Origin of the sequence: Streptomyces sp. NPDC096040 (assembly GCF_040303265.1) — a bacterium.
Lineage (GTDB): Bacteria > Actinomycetota > Actinomycetes > Streptomycetales > Streptomycetaceae > Streptomyces.
This window is the reverse complement of sequence record NZ_JBEOTA010000066.1, coordinates 1-18944: the sequence shown is the minus strand read 5'-3', so window position 1 is coordinate 18944 and position 18944 is coordinate 1. Positions and strand designations below refer to the sequence as shown.

At 71.4% G+C, this 18944-nt stretch carries 18 protein-coding genes, 1 pseudogene and 1 riboswitch; of the genes and pseudogenes, 10 read left to right on the top strand and 9 right to left on the bottom strand.

Annotated elements, in window-relative coordinates:
• Nucleotides 1-163 precede the first annotated feature (163 nt).
• Nucleotides 164-778: a DUF4126 domain-containing protein gene (locus tag ABTY98_RS41215; protein ID WP_352226311.1), complete on the top strand. Its 615-nt coding sequence runs from the start codon at nt 164-166 to the stop codon at nt 776-778.
• A gap of 48 nt (nt 779-826) precedes the next feature.
• Nucleotides 827-2299: a phytoene desaturase family protein gene (locus tag ABTY98_RS41210; protein ID WP_352226310.1), complete on the top strand. Its 1473-nt coding sequence runs from the start codon at nt 827-829 to the stop codon at nt 2297-2299.
• Nucleotides 2300-2330: 31 nt separating this feature from the next.
• Here the strand turns inward: ABTY98_RS41210 and ABTY98_RS41205 are convergent, their stop codons facing one another.
• The 5 genes from ABTY98_RS41205 to ABTY98_RS41185 all read right to left on the bottom strand — a co-directional run bounded on the left by ABTY98_RS41205 (nt 2331) and on the right by ABTY98_RS41185 (nt 6854).
• Nucleotides 2331-3344 carry an SCO2102 family sporulation regulator gene (locus tag ABTY98_RS41205; RefSeq protein WP_352226309.1) on the bottom strand — a complete coding sequence of 338 codons (1014 nt, stop codon included), beginning with the start codon at nt 3342-3344 and terminating at the stop codon, nt 2331-2333.
• Between the two features lie 56 nt (nt 3345-3400).
• Nucleotides 3401-4324, bottom strand: coding sequence for a methylenetetrahydrofolate reductase [NAD(P)H] (gene metF, locus ABTY98_RS41200; RefSeq protein WP_352226308.1), 924 nt, complete (start codon nt 4322-4324; stop codon nt 3401-3403).
• A 115-nt stretch (nt 4325-4439) separates the two neighbouring features.
• A complete protein-coding gene (gene thiE / locus ABTY98_RS41195) occupies nt 4440-5087 on the bottom strand; it encodes a thiamine phosphate synthase (RefSeq protein ID WP_352226307.1) in 648 nt (215 codons plus the stop codon).
• Between the two features lie 34 nt (nt 5088-5121).
• Nucleotides 5122-5487, bottom strand: coding sequence for an Rv2175c family DNA-binding protein (locus ABTY98_RS41190; protein ID WP_352226306.1), 366 nt, complete (start codon nt 5485-5487; stop codon nt 5122-5124).
• A gap of 128 nt (nt 5488-5615) precedes the next feature.
• Complete coding sequence (locus ABTY98_RS41185) at nt 5616-6854, bottom strand: NAD(P)/FAD-dependent oxidoreductase (protein ID WP_352226305.1); 1239 nt, start codon at nt 6852-6854, stop codon at nt 5616-5618.
• A gap of 129 nt (nt 6855-6983) precedes the next feature.
• A riboswitch (TPP riboswitch) is annotated at nt 6984-7095 on the top strand.
• Here ABTY98_RS41185 and thiO point away from each other — a divergent pair.
• The 5 genes from thiO to ABTY98_RS41160 all read left to right on the top strand — a co-directional run bounded on the left by thiO (nt 7093) and on the right by ABTY98_RS41160 (nt 12375).
• The gene (thiO, locus tag ABTY98_RS41180; protein ID WP_352226304.1) at nt 7093-8262 is read left to right on the top strand and encodes a glycine oxidase ThiO; all 1170 of its coding nucleotides are present in this window, start codon (nt 7093-7095) and stop codon (nt 8260-8262) included. It overlaps the preceding riboswitch by 3 nt.
• Nucleotides 8259-8459 carry a sulfur carrier protein ThiS gene (thiS, locus tag ABTY98_RS41175; protein ID WP_351732427.1) on the top strand — a complete coding sequence of 67 codons (201 nt, stop codon included), beginning with the start codon at nt 8259-8261 and terminating at the stop codon, nt 8457-8459. Before thiO ends, thiS begins: the two co-directional genes overlap by 4 nt.
• 3 nt (nt 8460-8462) lie before the next feature.
• The gene (locus ABTY98_RS41170) at nt 8463-9257 is read left to right on the top strand and encodes a thiazole synthase (protein WP_352226303.1); all 795 of its coding nucleotides are present in this window, start codon (nt 8463-8465) and stop codon (nt 9255-9257) included.
• Between the two features lie 219 nt (nt 9258-9476).
• On the top strand, nt 9477-11438 hold the full coding sequence (pknB, locus tag ABTY98_RS41165) for a Stk1 family PASTA domain-containing Ser/Thr kinase (protein ID WP_352226302.1): 1962 nt from the start codon (nt 9477-9479) through the stop codon (nt 11436-11438).
• 34 nt (nt 11439-11472) lie between these two features.
• Nucleotides 11473-12375 (top strand): deoxyribonuclease IV, encoded by a 903-nt coding sequence (locus ABTY98_RS41160; RefSeq protein ID WP_352226301.1) that lies wholly within the window; start codon nt 11473-11475, stop codon nt 12373-12375.
• Nucleotides 12376-12397: 22 nt separating this feature from the next.
• Here the strand turns inward: ABTY98_RS41160 and ABTY98_RS41155 are convergent, their stop codons facing one another.
• A complete protein-coding gene (locus ABTY98_RS41155) occupies nt 12398-13030 on the bottom strand; it encodes a sulfite oxidase-like oxidoreductase (RefSeq protein ID WP_352226300.1) in 633 nt (210 codons plus the stop codon).
• A 210-nt stretch (nt 13031-13240) separates the two neighbouring features.
• Here ABTY98_RS41155 and bfr point away from each other — a divergent pair, with 210 nt between their 5' ends.
• Nucleotides 13241-13723 (top strand): bacterioferritin, encoded by a 483-nt coding sequence (gene bfr / locus ABTY98_RS41150; protein WP_352226299.1) that lies wholly within the window; start codon nt 13241-13243, stop codon nt 13721-13723.
• 309 nt (nt 13724-14032) lie between these two features.
• Here bfr and ABTY98_RS41145 read toward each other — a convergent pair whose 3' ends face one another.
• Nucleotides 14033-14257, bottom strand: a complete 225-nt coding sequence (locus tag ABTY98_RS41145) for a (2Fe-2S)-binding protein (RefSeq protein WP_352226298.1) — start codon at nt 14255-14257, stop codon at nt 14033-14035.
• A gap of 158 nt (nt 14258-14415) precedes the next feature.
• The gene (locus ABTY98_RS41140) at nt 14416-15768 is read right to left on the bottom strand and encodes a class II 3-deoxy-7-phosphoheptulonate synthase (protein WP_352226297.1); all 1353 of its coding nucleotides are present in this window, start codon (nt 15766-15768) and stop codon (nt 14416-14418) included.
• Nucleotides 15769-15874: 106 nt separating this feature from the next.
• Here ABTY98_RS41140 and ABTY98_RS41135 point away from each other — a divergent pair, with 106 nt between their 5' ends.
• Together ABTY98_RS41135 and ABTY98_RS41130 are read left to right on the top strand one after the other, a co-directional pair.
• Nucleotides 15875-15931 (top strand): trp operon leader peptide, encoded by a 57-nt coding sequence (locus ABTY98_RS41135; protein WP_111582571.1) that lies wholly within the window; start codon nt 15875-15877, stop codon nt 15929-15931.
• Between the two features lie 89 nt (nt 15932-16020).
• On the top strand, nt 16021-17901 hold the full coding sequence (locus tag ABTY98_RS41130) for an anthranilate synthase family protein (protein ID WP_352226296.1): 1881 nt from the start codon (nt 16021-16023) through the stop codon (nt 17899-17901).
• On the opposite strand, the pseudogene ABTY98_RS41125 reads toward ABTY98_RS41130, so the two are convergent.
• A pseudogene (locus ABTY98_RS41125) lies at nt 17853-18849 on the bottom strand (2-hydroxyacid dehydrogenase). The gene ABTY98_RS41130 and the pseudogene ABTY98_RS41125 overlap by 49 nt on opposite strands.
• Between the last annotated feature and the right edge of the window lie 95 nt (nt 18850-18944).

Genomic DNA, 18944 nt, shown 5'->3' with positions numbered 1-18944 from the left:
AAGATCCTGGCCACCTGGACCGGCGCCTGCTCGATATGCGGCCAGCCCGCCCCCACACCCGAAGCCCACCACAGAACCTAACAAAGCCCTACTAGGTACGCGTACTCAGTCCTGTGTGCTCAGGCCCAGGACGCGCGGTCGCCGACTGGCTACGATCGCGTCCGTGTCGGTACTCCCCTTGGTCTTCACCAGCGGCTGGGCCAGCGGAATCAACGCCTACGCGGTGGTGCTGCTGCTCGGCCTCTTCGGCGCGACGGGCGTGAGCGACGACGTCCCCGCGACGCTGCAACGCCCCGAGGTCCTGATCATCGCGGGCGTGCTGTTCCTGTGCGAGGCGGTCGCCGACAAGATCCCGTACGTCGACTCGGTGTGGGACTCCGTGCACACGGTGGTCCGCCCGGTGGCGGGCGCCTGGGTCGGGGCGCTGCTCGCCGGGCACAGCGGCTCCCTGTCGGACGTGGCGGCCGGGCTGATCGGGGGTTCGACGGCGCTGGCCAGCCACACGGTCAAGGCCGGGACCCGGATGGCGGTCAACACCTCGCCGGAGCCGTTCAGCAACATCGTGCTGAGCTTCGCCGAGGATCTCGGGGTCGGCGCGATCGTGTCGTTCGCGATGTTCCACCCGCTGGCGGCGGCGATCATCGCGGCGGTGCTGCTGGCCACCGGTCTGACCGTGCTGGTGTTCCTGATCTCCCGGATCCGCCGCTTCTGGCGCCGCCGCGCCCAGCACCGGGAGGAACGCCGGCTCGCGGCCCACCTGGGCAGGCCACCGGACTGACGGGCCCGCCCGGCCGGATTGTCAGTGGCGGTCGATAAAGTCGCGGGCATGGGACGGATTGCGGTGATCGGCGCCGGGATGGGCGCCATGGCGGCGGCCGCCCGGCTGGCCGTCGCGGGCCACCGGGTGACGGTGTACGAGCGTACGGAGACGTTCGGCGGCGGGGTGCGCCGGTTCGAGCGCGACGGGTTCGCCTTCGACACCGGCCCGGGGCTGCTGCCGCTGCCCGCCGTCTACCGCGACCTGTTCGTCAAGACCGGCAAGGAGCCGCTGGAGGACCTGGTCGAGCTGGTCCAGGTCGACCCGTCGGCCCGGCATGTCTTCGCGGACGGCACCGAGGTGGCACTCCCCAACGCGTCCCGCGCGGGTGTCGTCACCGCCCTCGACGAGGCCCTCGGAGGAGGCGCGGGGCAGCGCTGGGGCGACTTCCTGGTGCGGGCCCGGGAGGCCTGGGACCGCACCCGGCGCCCACTCCTGGAGGAGCCGCTGTGGCCGAACTGGCAGGTGCTGGCGGAGCGCGAGCCCTACCCGTCCGTGCCGCACAGGAAGCTCCTGCGCACCCGCCGGGCGGCCACACTCGCCGAGATCGGCGCCTGGGAGCTGCGCGACGAGCGCCTCGCCGCCCTGCTGAACAGCCACGCACTCGCCTACGGCCTCGACCCCCGTGACACTCCGGCGAGCGCGGCCGTCCTGCCGTATCTGGAGCACGCCTTCGGCACCTGGTATGTGCGCGGTGGCATACGGGAGTTGGCGCGGGCCGTGTACGAGCGGTGTGTGAAGCGCCGGGTCGAGTTCGTCTTCGGCGCGGAGGTCACCGGGGTCCTGGAGAAGGCCGGCCGGGTGGCGGGGGTGGAGCTGGCCGACGGAGGGGTGGCCGACGCCGACTTCGTGGTGGCGGGCGTGCCGCCGGAGGCGCTGAGCCGGCCCGCGGTACGGACCGACGCCGGCCCCGCGCCCCGGCAGGGGCTGCCGAGCCGGCTCACCGTGCTGCTGGCGCTGCGGGGCGGGCGGCCGGAGGGGACCGCTCACCGGACCGTGGTGCACCCGGCGGACCGTGCCGCGGAGTTGGACGGCCTGTTCGGCTCGGCGCCGGCCGCGCCCGGGACGGTGACGGTGCTGCGGCCCGACGACCCGGCCCTGGTCCCGGACGCCGGACACGAGGCGGTCGCGCTGGTCTCGACGGTGCCCGCCGGGAGCGGCGGTCCCGATGGGGCAGAGCGGATGATCACCGTCGCCGAGCGTGCCATACCGGGGCTGCGTGACCGCGTCGTGTGGCAGGAGGTACGCACTCCGGCGGACATCGCGGCGGAGACCGGCGCGGTCGGCGGGGCGGTGCCGCCTCCGGCGCTGGCGGCCGGCGCGGGCGGGCTGCTGCACCCGGCCAACACCACTGAACTGTCAGGTCTGTTCACCGTGGGCGGCTGGTCGCACCCCGGTGGCGGGCTTCCGCACGCGGGTATGTCGGGGGCGCTGGTGGCCGGACTGATCGTGGAGGGACCGGAGTTCCGCGGCTCGCGGTGAGACGCGGCCGGGCGCTTGGGAAGCGGTGGCTTCAGAAACGGTACTGCTCGTCGTACCCGGTGCCCTGCTGGCCCTGCTGCTGGCCCTGCCCGTCGCCCTGGTAGGGGTACGGCTGCTCCTGCGGGAGTTCGCCGCCGTAGGTCTCGTCGGCGCGCTGCTGCGGGACCCAGACACCGCCCGCGGGGGTCTCGCCGTAGCCGCCGTTGCCGTACTGGTCCTGGGTGTAGCCCTGCTGGTCGTACTGCTGGGTGCCGTAGGACTGGTCGTACCCGGCGCCGCCGTAGGTCTGGTTGCCGATGTACGGGTCGGAGTAGTTGGCGTACTGCGGCTGGCCGTTGACGTCGTAGCCGTACTGCTGCTGGCCGTAGCCGGAGTAGTCGTAGGCGTAGTTCTGGTCGGTGCCCTGGGCCGCGTACGCCTGGTCCTGGCCGGCGGTCGCGTAGGCCGGGTCGCCGGTGGTGGCGTAGCCGGGCTCGTTGTATATGCCGTAGGAGCCGGTGTCGTCGGGCATCGGCTGCGGCTCGTACACCGCGGTGGACTCGGCGGCGGTCGGCTCGCCGATGGGGGTCCCCCCGCTCGAACGTAGCTGAGAGTGGGGGAGGGCCGGGGAGAAGACGTCGTCGCGGTCGTACTCCTCGTCACCGCCGTAGGGCTGGTTGCCGCCCGTGGCGTAGGCCTCCTGGTCGGCGTAGGCGGCGTCGGCCGCGTCCGGGTCGGTGGCTTCCAGGCCCGGGTCCTCGTCCGGCTCGCCGCGGCGGCGCTTGATCGGGCCGCCGTCACCGTCCGCGCCGGGGCGCTTGACCGCCCAGCCGGCCTCGAAGCCGCGGCGGAACGAGAGTGTGACGTAGGTCTGGCCGACCGCGAAGGCGATCGCGCCCAGACCGATGACGATCACCGACGGAATCAGGACACCGAAGACGACCCCGAGGAAGCCGGCGAAGGCGAGCAGCCGCCAGCGCAGTCGCGCCTTGTACTGCAGCAGTACCTCGCCCAGCAACCACAGCGCGACGATGCCGAACGCTGCGTAGAGGACCGTCCAGCCCATGTACGCCCCTCTCCCAATGACCGCTACGCAGTGTGTCGTACTCCGGTGCGGCCGGTCTAGGCCCGCGGGGGATGGTGCAGGCCCAGGTTCTCGTGGATTTCCAGCGTCGCCGTGGAGCTGTTGAGCGTGATGAAGTGCAGTCCGGGGACGCCCTCGGCCAGCAGCCGTGCGCAGAACTCCGTGGCGAACTCGATACCGATGGAGCGTACCGCCGCCGGATCGTCTTTGGCTGTGAGGATCCGCTCTTTCAGGGCGTCCGGGAAGGCCGCGTTGCTGAGTTTGGGCAACCGTTCCAGCATCTTCACACTGGTGACGGGCAGGATTTCCGGAATCACCGGGGTCTCGCAGCCCGCCGCGACGACCCGGTCGCGAAGGCGAAGGTACGACTCGGGCTGGAAGAACATCTGCGTGATGGCGTAGTCGGCGCCCGCGCGGCACTTGTCGACGAAGTGCCGGACGTCGGTGTCCCAGTCGCTGGAGCGCGGGTGCATCTCCGGGAAGGCGGCCACGCCCACACAGAAGTCACCCGACTCCTTGATGAGCCGGACGAGTTCGGCGGCGTAGGTCAGGCCCCGCGGATGCGCCACCCACTCCCCCATCGGGTCGCCGGGCGGGTCGCCGCGCACCGCGAGCATGTTGCGGATCCCGGCGTCCGCGTACTGGCCGATGATGTTGCGCAGTTCGGCCAGGGAGTGGTCGACCGCGGTGAGGTGGGCGACCGGGGTGAGCGTGGTGTCGGCGACGATCTGCTGGGTCTCCCTGACCGTGCCCGCGCGGGTCGAGCCGCCGGCGCCGTAGGTCACGGAGACGAAGTCGGGGGCGACCGCTTCGACCCGACGGAGCGCGGTCCACAGGTTCCGCTCGCCCTTGGGGGTTTTCGGCGCCGAGAACTCGAACGAGCACGTGGTCTTGCCGGAGACGAGCATGTCACGCACGGTGAGTGCGCGGTCAGTCCTGGTGGATGCGGTTCCGAGGGCCATACTCGCAGGTTAGCCAGGGGCGGACGGTCACCCAACCGCACTCGGGGGATTTGCCCGGATTGTCGGTCTCACGTCCGGATACTGGACAAGTTTCCGGACGGGTTGTGCCGACGGGCTACTCGGACCGCAGTCGCTTCGCGAACTCGGCTGCCGCCGCGCCCGGGTCGTCGGCCTCGGTGAGTGCGCGGACCACGACCACCCGGCGGGCGCCCGCGTCCAGCACCTGGTCGAGGTTGCCCAGGTCGATGCCACCGATGGCGAACCAGGGGCGGTCCGTGCCCAGGGCGGCGGTGTACCGCACCAGGTCGAGGCCGGGAGCGGGGCGGCCCGGCTTGGTGGGGGTGGGCCAGCAGGGGCCGGTGCAGAAGTAGTCCACGCCGTCCTGGACGGCGGCCGCGGCCGCCTCGGGCTCGGCGTGCGTGGAGCGGCCGATCAGGACGTCCGGGCCGAGGATCGCGCGGGCGGCCGGGACCGGCAGGTCGTCCTGGCCGAGGTGGAGCACGTCGGCGCCGGCCGCGTGGGCCACGTCCGCGCGGTCGTTGACCGCGAGCAGCCTTCCGTGCCGAGCGCAGGCGTCGGCGAACACGGCGAGGTGCTCCAGCTCCTCGGCGGCCTCCATGCCCTTGTCGCGCAGCTGCACGATGTCGACACCGCCCGCCAGGACCGCGTCCAGGAACTCGGCGAGGTCGCCCTGCTCCTTGCGGGCGCCCGTGCAGAGGTAGAGACGGGCGTCGGTCAGCTGGGCGCGGGCGGTGTCGGTCATTCGGTGTCCCCCGTTGTGTTCGGTACTGGCTGCCTCAGACGGCGAGCGCCTGGGCGCGGCGCTTCACCTCCGTGCCGCGATTCTCGCTCAGGGCCTGCGCGGGGGTGCCGGGCAGGCTCGCGTCAGGTGTGAAGAGCCACTCCAGCATCTCTTCGTCCGTGAAGCCGTCGTCCCGCAGGAGCGTCAAGGTTCCGGACAGGCCCTTGACGACCTTGTCCCCGTCGATGAAGGCGGCGGGGACGTGCAGCGCGCGGTTCTCACCACGGCGTACGGCGATGAGCTGGCCCTCCTTGACCAGCTGCCGCACGCGCGTCACCTCGACGTCCAGCATCTCTGCGATGTCGGGGACGGTGAGCCAGGCGGGGACGAGAGCATCGATCTTTGCGTCAATCTCGGTCACGGATCCAGGGTAGGCGTTCCGCCAGGGGTGCCGCGATGGCAGTGCCGGGAGGGTCGTCGTTCGGGTGCCGCCCTGTGGGGGCTGATCGCGCCCACACGGCGGAGCCGCATATGTCAGACCCCGCGCCCCTAAAGGGGCGCCGCAGTGGCGTTCTTCAAGGGGCGGGCGGGATCGGACAGGGCCTCGGCGTCCATTCGGGTGTTCGCCTCGAGCAGACGGCGGCCCTGGGCCAGGTCACGCGGGCGGCCTACCGCCAGGAGGGCGACCAGGCGGTCCTCGCGGAGCCAGCAGACGCTCCAGGCGGGGCCCGTCGGGTCGCCGCGCCACACCAGCCGGTCGGCCGCCGCGTGGTGGCCGGCGTACTGCACGAAGCGGCCGAACTGCTCCGACCAGAAGTACGGCACCGGGTCGTAGACCGCGTCGGACTCGCCCAGGATGTTGGCGGCCACCGTACGCGGGCCCTGGAGGGCGTTGTCCCAGTGGTGGACCAGGAGGCGCTCGCCGTAGCGGCCGGACGGGAAGGAGGCGCAGTCGCCGACCGCGTAGACGTCCGGGACACCGGTGCGCAGCCGGTCGTCGGCGAGCACCTCCCCGTGCGCGCCCAGTTCGATGCCGGAGCCGGCCAGCCAGCCGGTGGCGGGGCGGGCGCCGATGCCGACCACGACGGCGTCCGCGGGCAGCCGCGAGCCGTCGTCGAGCATCACCGCGCCTGGTTCGACACGCGCCACGCGCGCGTGCGTGCGCAGTTCGGCGCCGCTGTCCGCGTACCAGACGGTCATCGGCGCGACCACCTCGGCCGGGAGCGCTCCCGCGAGCGGGCGGTCGGCGGCCTCCACGACGGTCACCGCGCAGCCGGCCTCGCGGGCCGCGGTGGCGAACTCGGCGCCGATCCAGCCCGCGCCGACCACCACGATGTCGTGCTGCCGGGCGAGCACGGGCCGCAGCCGTTCGGCGTCGTCCAGGGTGCGCAGCAGATGGACGCCGGGCACCCCCTCGGTGCCGGGCAGTGTGATCGGCTCGGCACCGGTGGCGAGGACCAGGACGTCGTACGGCACCGGTCCGGCCTCGGTGTCCAGCTCACGGTCGGCGGGGCGCACGCCGAGGGCGTCGCGGCCGAGCGCCAGCTCGATGCCGAGCGCCTCGAAGTCGACCTCGAAGGCGGAGTTCTCCGCTTTGCCGAGCAGCACGGCCTTGGAGAGCGGCGGCCGGTCGTACGGCTGGTGCGGCTCGGCGCCGATCAGGGTGACGGTGCCGGTGAACCCCTGCTCGCGCAGGGCCACGGCGGTCTGGACCCCGGCCATGCCCGCGCCCACCACGACCACCCGTCGCGTCTGTGACGTGCCACGTCGCTGTGTCTGCTCGCTCACCTGATCACCATAGACAAGAACGATAGACAACTGACAAAGAGTCAGTCAGGGGGCGTGCTGAGTGACCTGTTCCACATCGCCGGCCGAGGCCGTCTTACAAGGGCGGAGCTCTGCGGGCTAGGGTGGCGAGGAAGCACACGCGGGAGCCCGGACGCACCGGGCTGAGAGGGAGGCTGGCGGCCTCCGACCGTACGAACCTGATCCGGGTCATGCCGGCGAAGGGAGGGGCTGGACGCCCATGTCCGCACACACGTCCGACGTCCTCGTCATCGGGGGCGGAATCATCGGCCTGGTCACGGCCTGGCGGTCCGCGCAGCGCGGGCTCGACACCGCCGTGGTCGACCCCGCGCCCGGCGGCGGGGCCGCGCAGGTCGCGGCGGGGATGCTGGCCGCGGTCACCGAACTGCACTACGGCGAGCAGACCCTGCTGGGGCTCAACCTGGCCTCCGCCCGCCGCTATCCCGACTTCGCCACCGAGCTCACCGAGCTGACCGGCCACGACCTCGGCTACCGGCGCTGCGGCACGCTCGCGGTCGCGCTGGACGCCGACGACCGGGCGCATCTGCGCGAGCTGCACGCCCTCCAGCAGCAGTCGGGGCTGGATTCCGAGTGGCTGTCCGGGCGGGACTGCCGGCGCCTGGAGCCGATGCTCGCGCCGGGCGTGCGCGGCGGGCTGCGGGTGGACGGCGACCACCAGGTCGATCCGCGCCGGCTGGCGGCCGCGCTGGTGGCCGCGTGCGAGCGGGCCGGGGTGGTCTTCCACCGCGACTGGGCCGAGCGCCTGGAGGTGGTACGGGAGCGGGCCGCCGGTGCCGTCACCCGCGCGGGAGAGCTACTGGGCGCGGACCGGGTCGTGCTCGCCGCCGGCAGCCTCAGCGGGCGGCTGGCGGGGGTACCCGAGGACGTGCTGCCGCCGGTGCGGCCCGTGAAGGGGCAGGTGCTGCGGCTGACCGTGCCCGCGCGGTACGCGCCGTTCCTCAGCCGGACCGTACGGGCCGTGGTCCGCGGCGGCCATCTCTACCTGGTGCCCCGGGAGAACGGCGAGCTGGTCGTCGGGGCGACGAGCGAGGAGCTGGGCTGGGACACGACGGTCACGGCGGGGGGCGTGTACGAGCTGCTGCGCGACGCGCACGAGCTGGTGCCCGGCATCACCGAGCTGCCGCTGACCGAGACCCGGGCCGGGCTGCGCCCCGGCTCCCCCGACAACGCGCCGCTGCTCGGGCCGACCCGCCTCGACGGGCTGCTGCTGGCCACCGGGCACCATCGCAACGGGGTGCTGCTCACGCCGGTCACGGGTGACGTGATGGCGGAGCTGCTGACCGGCGGTGAGCTTCCGGAAGAGGCTCGTCCGTTCTCGCCGAAGCGTTTCGGCCCCGTCCCCGGCGTACTCGTGGAGCAGACCGCATGAACATCTCCGTCAACGGGGAGCGCCGGGAGATCACCCCGGGCACCGCTCTCGACACACTCGTGAAGTCCCTCACGGCCGCACCGTCCGGGGTGGCCGCGGCGGTCAACGAGACGGTCGTACCGCGCGGGGAGTGGCCGGGTACGGCTCTCGCCGAGGGTGACCGCGTGGAAGTCCTGACCGCCGTACAGGGAGGCTGAGCCATGGCCGACGATCCGTTTGTCCTCGGGGGTACGGCCTTCTCGTCCCGGCTGATCATGGGGACCGGGGGTGCGCCGAGCCTTGAGGTGCTGGAGCGGGCGCTGGTCGCGTCCGGGACCGAGCTGACGACGGTCGCGATGCGGCGGGTGGATCCGGGCGTACGGGGCTCCGTGCTGTCGGTCCTCGAGCGGCTGGGGATCCGGGTGCTGCCGAACACGGCGGGGTGCTTCACCGCCGGGGAGGCCGTGCTGACGGCCCGCCTGGCCCGGGAGGCGCTGGGGACCTCGATGGTCAAGCTGGAGGTCATCGCCGACGAGCGGACACTGCTGCCGGATCCGATCGAGCTGCTTGACGCGGCGGAGACGCTGGTCGACGACGGGTTCACGGTGCTGCCGTACACCAACGACGATCCTGTGCTGGCCCGGAAGCTGGAGGACGTCGGGTGTGCCGCGGTGATGCCGCTGGGGTCGCCGATCGGGTCGGGGCTCGGGATCCGCAACCCGCACAACTTCCGGCTGATCGTCGAGCACGCGCGTGTGCCGGTGATTCTGGACGCGGGGGCCGGTACGGCTTCCGACGTGGCGCTGGCGATGGAGCTGGGGTGTGCGGGGGTGATGCTGGCGTCGGCGGTCACGCGGGCGCAGGATCCTGAGCGGATGGCGTCCGCCATGCGGGCCGGGGTGGAGGCGGGGAGGCTGGCCCGGCTGGCGGGGCGGATTCCGCGGCGGTTCTTCGCGGAGGCGTCGTCTCCTGCGGAGGGCCTGGCCGTGTTCGACCCCGAGCGTCCCGCGTTCTGACCGCCGGTCCCCTCCCGCCTTTCTCTCCCACCCACGCACCGCCCGAAACGGTTGGCTGGGAAGCGGAACTCTCCCGTGGGGGCCGAGCGCCGTCGGCGGCCGCGGGGTGAGTGTCGGCAGTGGGTGCGGAGTACGCGGTGCGTCACAGGTGCGCTGCAGTCCGGTGGGAAAAACTGTCTCACCTGTGGGGGTTTCAGCCGGGGCTCGTACACTCGCTGGGTGGATACGACGCTTCAGGACCCTCTCGTCGGGCAGGTGCTCGACGGCCGTTACCGCGTCGACGCGCGGATCGCCGTCGGCGGGATGGCCACGGTCTACCGGGCCCTGGACGTCCGGCTGGACCGGGTGCTCGCGCTGAAAGTGATGCATCCGGCACTCGCCGCGGACGGGTCCTTCGTCGAGAGATTCATCCGGGAGGCCAAGTCGGTCGCCCGGCTGGCCCACCCGAATGTCGTCCAGGTCTTCGACCAGGGGACCGACGGGTCGTATGTGTATCTCGCGATGGAGTACGTCGCCGGGTGCACCCTGCGTGACGTGCTGCGCGAGCGCGGCGCGCTGCAGCCGCGGGCCGCGCTGGACATTCTGGAGCCGGTGCTGGCCGCGCTGGGCGCCGCGCACCGCGCCGGGTTCGTACACCGGGACATGAAGCCCGAGAACGTGTTGATAGGGGACGACGGACGCGTCAAGGTTGCCGACTTCGGGCTGGTGCGGTCCGTGGACAGCGTCACCAACACGACGGGCGCCGTGCTCGGGACCGTGGCGTACCTCGCGCCCGAGCAGGTCGAGAGCGGGGCCGCCGATCCGCGCGTCGACGTGTACGCCTGCGGAGTCGTGCTCTACGAGATGCTCACCGGGCAGAAGCCGCACGACGGGGACTCGCCCGCGGTGATCCTCTACAAGCATCTCCACGAAGACGTGCCGCCGCCCTCCGCCGCCGTGCCCGGGCTGGCCTACGAGCTGGACGAGCTGGTCGCCCTCGGCACCGCCCGCAACCCCGAGGTCCGGCCGTACGACGCCGTCGCGCTGCTGGCCCGGGTCCGGGGGGCGCGCGGCACGCTCGGTGACGAGCAGCTGGACGCCGTACCGCCGCAGGCGCTCTCGCGGGCGCATGACATAGCCGAGGACCGGACGAGTGTCATTCCGCGGTCGCTGACCTCCCCCACGCTCGGCTTCGCTCGCGCGGGGGGACCCCCGTCCTGGCCGCTGCCCGTCAACGAGCCGGCCGACAGGGTCCTGATGACCAGCCGGTTCGAGGCGCCGCCGGTGCCGGACCGGCGGCACACGGGCCGCCGCCGCTCCCGGCGCGGACTGGTCACGCTCGTCGTCGCCGTACTGGTCCTCTTCGGCGCCGGCACCGGGATCTGGTACATCAACTCCGGTCAGTTCACCAAGGTCCCGCCGCTGCTGTCGAAGACCGAGGCGCAGGCCACCGCGCGGCTGAGGGAGGCCGGGCTCGACATCAGGAAGGTCGAGCACGCCTACAGCGACACGGTGAAGCGGGGGACGGTGATCAGCACCGACCCGGCGGCCGGCAAGCGCATCCGCAGCAACGACTCGGTGACGCTGACCATCTCGGACGGCCCGGAGACGGTGAACGTGCCGGATGTGCAGGGTCGGACGCAGGCGAGGGCCAAGGCACTGCTGAGGGCCGACGGGCTCGAACCGGGCATGGTGACACGGGAGTTCAGCGACAGCGTGCCCAAGGGGTCGGTGATCTCCAGCGATCCGGGGGCCGGGACCAGGCGGCACGCGGGGACCGCGATCGCGCTCGTCGTCAGCAAGGGTTCGCCCGTCGACGTCCCGGATGTCACCGGTGACGACCTGGACGACGCCCGGCATGAACTGCAGGACGCCGGGCTGAAGGTGACCGTGTCGGCCACCGAGGTCAACTCCCAGTACGACCAGGGGCAGGTCGCCCGGCAGACCCCGGTGGGCGACGCCCAGGCAGCCGAGGGCGACACGGTGACGCTGACGCTGTCCAAGGGCCCGGAGATGGTCGAGGTGCCGAGCGTGGTCGGAGCCACGGTCGATGACGCGACCAAGCTGCTCGAGCAGTCCGGCTTCCAGGTCAAGGAGGACCGCGGGCTGCTCGGGCTGTTCGGCAACACCGTGAAGCAGCAGTCGGTGGACGCCGGGGAGCAGGCGCCCAAGGGGTCGACGATAACGATCACCATCCGGTGACCGGGGCCGGCCCGCGCCGTGACACCCTTGACGGGTGAAGAGTCACCCGTCCCGTCCCTCCGGCACCCCGGAATCCGGCCCCTCCCGCAACCCCGTCGGCGGCCATGTCCCGGTGGCCGGCGGCCTGCACTCCGTGGGACTGGCGTACGCCCGTGAGCTGAAGGCCGAGAGCGTGCAGGTCTTCGTCGCCAACCCACGCGGCTGGGCCACCCCGGCGGGCAGCCCGAAGCAGGACGAGGCGTTCCGCGCGGCCTGTGCGGAGGGGGCGATCCCCGCGTATGTGCACGCCCCGTACCTGATCAACTTCGGCTCGCACACCGAGGCGACCGTCGAGCGGTCGGTGGAGTCGCTGCGGCACTCGCTGCGGCGCGGGCGGGAGATCGGGGCGCTGGGGGTCGTCGTGCACACCGGGAGCGCCACCGGTGGGCGGGCCCGGGAGGTGGCGCTGAAGCAGGTGCGGGCGCATCTGCTGCCGCTGCTGGACGAGCTGACCCATGACGACGACCCGTTCCTGCTGCTCGAGTCCACCGCGGGGCAGGGCGCCTCGCTCTGTTCACGGACCTGGGATTTCGGGCCGTACTTCGAGGCGCTGGACGCGCATCCCAGGCTGGGCGTGTGCCTGGACACCTGCCATGTGTTCGCCGCCGGGCACGACCTGACCGGGCCGAGCGGGATGCACCAGACGCTGGACCTGCTGGTGGAGACCGTGGGCGAGGGGCGGCTGAAGCTGATCCACGCCAATGACTCCAAGGACGTCGTCGGCGCGCACAAGGACCGGCACGAGAACATCGGCTCCGGGCACATCGGCGAGGACCCGTTCCGTGCGCTGATGACCCACCCGGCGACCGCGGGCGTACCGCTGGTCATCGAGACGCCCGGCGGCAAGGAGGGGCACGCGGCGGACGTCGAGCGCCTCAAGCGCCTCCGCGACGGCTGACCACCCTGGTCAGCCGACCGCCTCAGAGTTCCGGGCCGTCCCCCGGCCCCTCCTGGTAGGAGTAGCGCTGTTCCTTCCAGGGATCGCCGAGGTTGTGGTAGCCGCGCTCCTCCCAGAAGCCGCGGCGGTCGGCGGTCATGTACTCGATGCCGCGGACCCACTTGGGGCCCTTCCAGGCGTACAGATGGGGGACGACGAGACGCACCGGGAAACCGTGCTCGGCGGTGAGGAGTTCGCCGTCCTTGTGGGTGGCGAAGATCGTGCGCTCGGCGGCGAAGTCCGTGAGACGCAGGTTGGAGCTGAAGCCGTACTCCGCCCAGACCATCACATGGGTGACGTCGGGGGCGGGGGGAGCGAGCTCCAGGACGGTCCGCGCCGGGATTCCGCCCCACTCCGCGCCCAGCATGCTGAACTTCGTCACGCAGTGCAGATCGGCGACCACGGTGGTGTACGGCAGGGCCGTGAACTGCTCGTGGTTCCAGGTGTGCGCGCCCGCGTCGGCGGTGGCGCCGAAGACCCTGAACTCCCAGCGCTCGGGACGGAACTTGGGCACCGGACCGTAGTGGGTGACCGGCCAGCCGCGCTGGAGTCGCTGTCCCGGCGGAAGCTCGGACCCTGCAGCTTCTCTGGACGCGCGCTCCACCGGATGACCCATGCCTTCCATCCTGACAGACCGCGGGTGGTGCGCCTGACCAGGCAAACCCTCCGAAGATCGTCAAAACGACCAACTGGCATCAAGCGTTCCTTTACCTACTAAGTCCGCACTTACTGGACGATCTTCTATGCCGGTGCAATCATGCGCCGCAAACATCCCCGTCCGTCCCGTACGGAACCCGACGGCACCCATGCGGAAGGAGCCTCTGCGATGCAGGGCGACCCCGAGGTCATCGAATTCCTCAACGAGCAGCTCACCGGTGAGCTCACCGCGATCAACCAGTACTTCCTGCACGCGAAGATGCAGGAGAACTTCGGCTGGTACAAGCTCGCGAAGTACACCCGGCACGAGTCGTTCGACGAGATGAAGCACGCCGAGGTGCTCACCGACCGGATTCTGTTCCTGGAGGGGCTGCCCAACTACCAGCGGCTCTTCCATGTGCGGGTGGGTCAGACCGTCAAGGAGATGTTCGAGGCGGACAAACAGGTCGAGGTGGAGGCCATCGACCGCCTCAAGCGCGGGATCAAGGTGATGCGCGAGAAGGGCGACATCACGTCCGCGAACATCTTCGAGACCATCCTGGAGGACGAGGAGCACCACATCGACTACCTCGACACCCAGCTGGACCTGGTGGAGAAGCTCGGTGAGGCGCTCTACATCTCGCAGATCATCAACCAGCCCGAGAGCAGCTGAACCGGGCAGCCGGGTCCAGGGCCTGTCCGGCGGATCAATTCGCAGGACATCAGCGGTGACTCATCGACGCTGGTGAGCGGGGTGTGGTGCGTGCGGCTGCGAGGCGGAGGAGGCGTGGACATCAGCCTCCCCCACGCTCGAAGTTGCTCGCGCGGGGGCACCCCCATCGCGGCGGGCGACGCGGTGGGGGCACCCCCGGCCGAAGGCTGGTGGACGTCGGCGAGTGACGACAACGCCGCTGGGGTCGCTCCTCTGGGGGAGTACGTGCCACAACCCCGCGTCTGCGGCGTGATCCGCCGGACAGGCGCCCTAGGCGGCCTCGTCCAGTTCGGAGAGGACCGGGCGGCCCTGGTCGGCCAGCTCTCGGCGGGGGCAGTTGCCGCGGCCCAGGATCGCCTGGATACGGCGGACACACGACCCGCAGTCCGTCCCCGCCTTGCAGGCGGACGCTATCTGGCGAGGGGTGCAGGCCCCGTCCTCCGCGTGCTGCTTGACCTGCGCTTCGGTCACCCCGAAACAGCTGCAGACGTACACGCGGATTCACCTCCCGCCCGATCGATCGATGGTGCCGTCCCGATTGATCGGTGAGGCAAACCTAACCTTACCCATCCCTCGCCGGTCGCAAAAGTGGAGGGGGCGTGGATCGTCTGTGATCCACGCCCCACTTCACGTCGCCGTAACAGCCCGACCCGTCACTGGTCCCGGTACATCTCCGCGACCAGGAACGCCAGGTCGAGGGACTGGCTGCGGTTCAGACGCGGGTCACAGGCCGTCTCGTAGCGCTGGTGCAGGTCGTCGACGAAGATCTCGTCGCCGCCGCCCACGCACTCGGTGACATCGTCACCGGTGAGCTCGACATGGATGCCGCCCGGGTGGGTGCCGAGGGTCTTGTGGGTCTCGAAGAAGCCCTTGACCTCGTCGAGCACGTCATCGAAGCGGCGGGTCTTGTGGCCCGAGGCCGCCTCGAAGGTGTTGCCGTGCATCGGGTCGGTCACCCAGGCCACGGTGGCGCCCGAGGCGGTGACCTTCTCGACCAGCTCGGGGAGCTTGTCGCGGACCTTGTCGGCGCCCATCCGGACGACGAAGGTCAGCCGGCCCGGCTCGCGGTCCGGGTCGAGGCGGTCGATGTACCTCAGCGCGTCCTCGGCGGTGGTCGTCGGGCCGAGCTTGAGGCCGATCGGATTGCGGATCTTCGAGGCGAACTCGATGTGCGCCCCGTCCAGCTGCCGGGTGCGCTCACCGATCCACACCATGTGCGCCGAGACGTCGTACAGCTTGCCGGTGCGGGAGTCGACCCTGGTCAGGGCGGACTCGTAGTCCAGCAGCAGCGCCTCGTGCGAGGAGAAGAACTCGACCGTCTTGAACTCCTCGGGCTCCGCGCCGCAGGCCCGCATGAAGTTCAGCGCGTTGTCGATCTCGCGGGCGAGCTGCTCGTAGCGCTGGCCTGACGGGGAGGACTTCACGAAGTCCTGGTTCCAGGCGTGCACCTGGCGCAGGTCCGCGTAGCCGCCGGTGGTGAAGGCGCGCACCAGGTTGAGCGTGGAGGCGGACGCGTTGTACATCCGCTTCAGCCGCTCGGGGTCCGGGACGCGGGAGGCCTCGTCGAACGCGAAGCCGTTGACGGAGTCGCCCCGGTACGTCGGCAGCGTCAACCCGTCGCGGGTCTCGGTCGGCTTGGAGCGCGGCTTGGAGTACTGGCCGGCGATCCGGCCCACCTTCACCACGGGCACCGACGCCGCGTACGTCAGCACGGCGCCCATCTGGAGCAGGGTCTTGAGCTTGCTGCGGATCTGGTCGGCCGACACCGCGTCGAAGGCTTCGGCACAGTCGCCGCCCTGGAGGAGGAACGCCTCTCCCTTGGCAACCGCCGCCATCCGGGCGCGCAGCTGGTCGCACTCGCCCGCGAAGACGAGCGGCGGATACGACTCGAGGTCCGCGATCACTGCGCGCAGAGCCTCGGGGTCGGGGTACTCGGGCTGCTGCGCCGCGGGCAGGTCTCGCCAGGTGTTGCCGGCGCTCGGGCCGGTCTTAGCGTTCACGGTCACCTCGTAAACATTACGGGGTTGCGTCCACCGTTTTTTCCCCTGGCTCGACTGGTGAGACGGAGAGATTGTCCTGTGGACGGAGAGTGGGGTGCGGTAGGGTTTCGGCATGTTCGCGCTTTCGAACCAGAACTGGTGGTGGACCGCTTCTCCGGCGGCCCACTGACTGCGCGTACGCAAGACTTCGCGAAGGCCGCCCGAGGGGCGGCCTTCGGCGTTTCCGGGGTCGTTCCTCCTTCATCAGGCAGAGGAACCATGGACCTGACCCAGCTGCTCCACGACGACCGCCCGTTCGCCCTGCTCCGCCGCCGTACGCCCGGCCACGACGAGAGCACGGTGGAGGTGCTGCTCGGCCCGGTCACCGCGTGTGACCGGCTCGCCGACCTGCCCGAGGAGGGGCTCGCCCTGGTTCCCTTCCGGCAGATCCGCGAGCGCGGCTTCGACGTCCGTGACGACGGGACGCCCCTGCTGGTCCTGACCCCCGAGGAGACCCACACCCTGCCCCTGGCGGACGCCCTGGCCCAGCTGCCCGCGCACGCGGTGCGGGTCGAGGACGGCGGCTTCGACGTCGACGACGAGGAGTACGCGGAGATCGTCGGCCGGGTGCTGCGCGAGGAGATCGGCCGGGGCGAGGGCGCCAACTTCGTGATCCGGCGGACGTACCAGGGCCGGATCCCGGGCTTCGGCCGGGCCGACGCGCTCGCGCTGTTCAGGCGGCTCCTGGAGGGCGAGCGGGGTGCCTACTGGACGTTCGTGGTGCACACCGGGGACCGGACCCTGGTCGGCGCCAGTCCGGAGGTGCACGTCAGGATGGCCGGCGGCACGGTGGTCATGAACCCGATCAGCGGGACGTACCGCTACCCGGCCGAGGGGCCCACCCCGGAGCATCTGCTCGGCTTCCTCGCCGACGGCAAGGAGATCGAGGAGCTGTCGATGGTCGTCGACGAGGAGCTCAAGATGATGTGCACGGTCGGCGACATGGGGGGCGTGGTGGTGGGGCCCCGGCTCAAGGAGATGGCCCACCTCGCGCACACCGAGTACGAGCTGCGGGGCAGGTCCTCGCTGGATGTGCGGGAGGTCCTCAAGGAGACCATGTTCGCGGCGACCGTCACGGGCTCGCCGGTGCAGAACGCCTGCCGGGTGATCGAGCGCCACGAGGTCGGTGGGCGCGGCTACTACGCCGGTGCGCTGGCCCTGCTCGGCCGGGACTCCGGTGGCGCCCAGACCCTGGACTCGCCCATCCTGATCCGCACCGCGGACATCGACGCGGACGGGCGGTTGCGGGTGCCTGTCGGCGCCACGCTGGTGCGCGGCTCGGACCCGGTGAGCGAGGTCACGGAGACACATGCGAAGGCGGCGGGGGTCCTCGCGGCCCTAAGGGTACGACCGTCACGGCCGCGTGCGGAGGGGACGCGGCCCCGGCTGGCCGAAGACCCCCGGGTGCGGGCCGCGCTGGACGGGCGCCGGGCCGCGCTGGCGCCGTTCTGGCTGCGGATGCAGGAGCGGACCGGGGAGCTGGCCGGGCACGCGCTGGTGGTGGACGGCGAGGACACGTTCACGGCGATGCTCGCGCATGTGCTGCGGGCGGCCGGGCTCGACGTGACCGTCCGGCGCTACGACGAGCCGGGGCTGCGGGCGGCGGTGCTCGCGCACGGGGGACCGGTCGTGCTGGGCCCGGGGCCCGGTGACCCGTCCGACCTGGACGATCCGAGAATGCGGTTCCTGCGGGGTCTGACGGCGACCGTGATCCGGGAACACCGGCACGGGGTACTGGGCGTCTGCCTCGGGCACGAGCTGATCGCGGCCGAGCTGGGCCTGGACATCGTACGGAAGGAGGTGCCGTACCAGGGGGCGCAGACGACCGTGGACCTGTTCGGGCGTCCGGAGACCGTCGGCTTCTACAACAGCTTCGTGGCCCGCTGCGACGAGGACGCGGCACGGGAGCTGGCGGCGCACGGCGTGGAGGTGTGCCGGGCGGCGAACGACGAGGTGCACGCCGTACGGGGGCAAGGGTTCGCCGGGGTGCAGTTCCACCCCGAGTCGGTCCTCACGCTGAACGGTGCCGCCGTGGTGCGCGAGCTGATCGGTCAGCTGCGCGGCACCAGCACGTTCTCCGAGCGGCGGCCGGCCCGGTAGTCCAGGACGTTGCGCACCGTGGCGTCGACGATCTGTCCGACGGCGTCCTCGGTGTAGTACGCCTGGTGGGAGCTGACCAGGACGTTCGGGAAGGTGACCAGGCGGGCCAGGATGTCGTCCTCGATGGCCTCCAGCGACTTGTCGAGGAAGAACAGGCCCGCCTCGGACTCGTACACGTCCAGACCGACACCGGTGAACCGGCCGGCGCGGAGTTCGTCGACGAGGGCCGCGGTGTCGATCAGGCCGCCGCGGCTGGAGTTGACCAGGATGGCGTCGTCCTTCATCGCCTTCAGCGCGCGGGCGTCGATCAGCCGCTGGGTCTCGGGCGTCAGCGGGACGTGCAGGCTGACCAGGTCGGACTCGGCGAGCAGCTGCTCCTTGGCGACGTACTTCATGCCCAGCTCGACGCAGGCCGGGCTCTCGGCGATGTCCCAGCCGAGCAGCTTCACGCCGAAGCCGTGGGCGATCCGGTGAACGCCTCGCCGATCTTGCCGGTGCCGAGGACGCCGACGGTACGGCCGTGCAGGTCGCGGCCCATCAGGCCGTCCAGGCGGAAGTCGAAGTCCCGGGTGCGGGTGGCCGCGCGCACCACCCGGCGGTTCACGGCCATGGCCAGGGTCCAGGCGAACTCGGCGACGGAGTACGGGGAGTAGGACGAGACGCGGGCGACGGTGAGGCCGAGGTGTTCGGCGGCCGTGAGGTCGATGTTGTTGTAGCCGGTGCTGCGCTGGGCGATCATCCGCGTGCCGCCGGCCGCGAGGGCCTCCAGGACGGGGCGGCGAGGTCGGCGTTGACGCTGGTGGAGACGGCTTCGCAGCCGGTGGCGATGGGGGCGGTGTCCTGGTTCAGGAAGACGTCGAGGCACCGGATGCCGTGGGGGGTGGGGCGGAAGGCGCGTTCGAGGAGGGGCTTCTCGTCGGACTGGACGCCGAAGGCCAGAAGGTCCATATGGGGACTATAGGGTTGTCCGGCGGCTCCTCCGGCCGCAAGCTATCCGTGATCGTCGTGTCCGGCCCGCTGAGCGACCCGTTCTTCGGCGCGAT

What these genes read in the sequence shown, in the direction of transcription:
- ABTY98_RS41210 (WP_352226310.1), top strand. Translation starts at nt 827, where the DNA reads ATGGGACGGATTGCGGTGATCGGCGCCGGGATGGGCGCCATGGCGGCG.
- ABTY98_RS41205 (WP_352226309.1), bottom strand. Translation starts at nt 3,344, where the DNA reads ATGGGCTGGACGGTCCTCTACGCAGCGTTCGGCATCGTCGCGCTGTGG.
- metF (WP_352226308.1), bottom strand. Translation starts at nt 4,324, where the DNA reads ATGGCCCTCGGAACCGCATCCACCAGGACTGACCGCGCACTCACCGTG.
- thiE (WP_352226307.1), bottom strand. Translation starts at nt 5,087, where the DNA reads ATGACCGACACCGCCCGCGCCCAGCTGACCGACGCCCGTCTCTACCTC.
- thiO (WP_352226304.1), top strand. Translation starts at nt 7,093, where the DNA reads ATGTCCGCACACACGTCCGACGTCCTCGTCATCGGGGGCGGAATCATC.
- thiS (WP_351732427.1), top strand. Translation starts at nt 8,259, where the DNA reads ATGAACATCTCCGTCAACGGGGAGCGCCGGGAGATCACCCCGGGCACC.
- ABTY98_RS41170 (WP_352226303.1), top strand. Translation starts at nt 8,463, where the DNA reads ATGGCCGACGATCCGTTTGTCCTCGGGGGTACGGCCTTCTCGTCCCGG.
- ABTY98_RS41155 (WP_352226300.1), bottom strand. Translation starts at nt 13,030, where the DNA reads ATGGGTCATCCGGTGGAGCGCGCGTCCAGAGAAGCTGCAGGGTCCGAG.
- bfr (WP_352226299.1), top strand. Translation starts at nt 13,241, where the DNA reads ATGCAGGGCGACCCCGAGGTCATCGAATTCCTCAACGAGCAGCTCACC.
- ABTY98_RS41130 (WP_352226296.1), top strand. Translation starts at nt 16,021, where the DNA reads ATGGACCTGACCCAGCTGCTCCACGACGACCGCCCGTTCGCCCTGCTC.